Below are 1,030 nucleotides of genomic sequence, written 5' to 3'. Positions count from 1 at the left end.
TGTCGGCGCCGGTCAGGCTCGACACTGAGACCCTGGCGCGGCTCGGCCCCGGCGATGCCGCCAGGGGCAAGCGCATTTTTTATGCCGGAGGCTGCACATCGTGCCATGCGAAGCCAGGTTCACAAGGCGATGCCCGCCTTCAACTTGCAGGCGGTCTCGAACTCAAGACGCCGTTCGGCACCTTCGTGCCACCGAACATTTCGCAGGATGCCAAGGACGGTATCGGCGCCTGGTCGGTCGAAGACCTCGCCAACGCCATGATGAAGGGAGTGTCGCCGAGCGGCGAGCATTTCTATCCGGCGTTTCCTTATGCATCCTACGCGCGCATGAAGCCGGCCGACATTGCCGATCTCCATGCCTTCATGAGAACGCTTCCGGCGGTCGCCGGCAAGGCGCCGGCCAATTCGCTGGGACTCCCGTTCAACATCCGTCGCGCTATCGGGCTGTGGAAACGTCTCTATTTGAGTGACCAGCCGGTGGTTTCCTTCCCCGAGGGCACGCCGGATCCGGTGATGGCCGGCCGCTACCTGGTCGAAGGGCCGGGCCATTGCGGCGAATGCCACACGCCGCGTGATTTTGCTGGCGGCACCAGGAAGAGCGAGTGGCTGGCCGGAGCCACTGCTGCCGAAGGCAGCGGCATCGTGCCGAACATTACTTCGGGTGAAGGCGGGCTTAGTGACTGGTTGGAGGCTGACATCGCCAACTTTCTCGAGACCGGCTTCACGCCGGATTTCGACACCGTCGGTGGCGCCATGGTCGACGTGCAGAGAAACATGGCCCAACTGACGCCCGAGGACCGGGCGGCGATATCAGCCTATCTGAAGGCCATACCGCCGCATCCCAATGGCTATCCGGCGCGCAAGCAGCCTTCGAGCTGACGCGAAAACCGAACGGGATGGCGGCGCGTCAGCGGTCGCCGAGGAAATCGAAGCCGGCTTCGAAGAAATGATTGTAGTTGCAGGTCATTTCCTCGCCGGGCGCGATGTCGCGCGACGCATACGTCTCCTCGGGCGAGGAGACGTCGCAATTC

1 protein-coding gene and 1 pseudogene are annotated in these 1,030 nt (G+C 63.3%); one reads left to right on the top strand and one right to left on the bottom strand.

Annotated features, from left to right (window positions below; genetic code table 11):
- On the top strand, nucleotides 1-878 hold an 878-nt coding region (locus tag EOA86_RS36015; RefSeq protein WP_128345789.1), incomplete at its 5' end, for a cytochrome c.
- Nucleotides 879-906: 28 nt separating this feature from the next.
- Here the strand turns inward: EOA86_RS36015 and EOA86_RS41635 are convergent.
- Nucleotides 907-1,030: pseudogene (locus EOA86_RS41635) on the bottom strand (SET domain-containing protein-lysine N-methyltransferase); the annotation flags it as partial.

This window comes from Mesorhizobium sp. M5C.F.Ca.IN.020.32.2.1, from assembly GCF_004023105.1.
Lineage (GTDB): Bacteria > Pseudomonadota > Alphaproteobacteria > Rhizobiales > Rhizobiaceae > Mesorhizobium > Mesorhizobium wenxiniae.
This window is presented reverse-complemented; position numbering and strand designations above follow the sequence as displayed.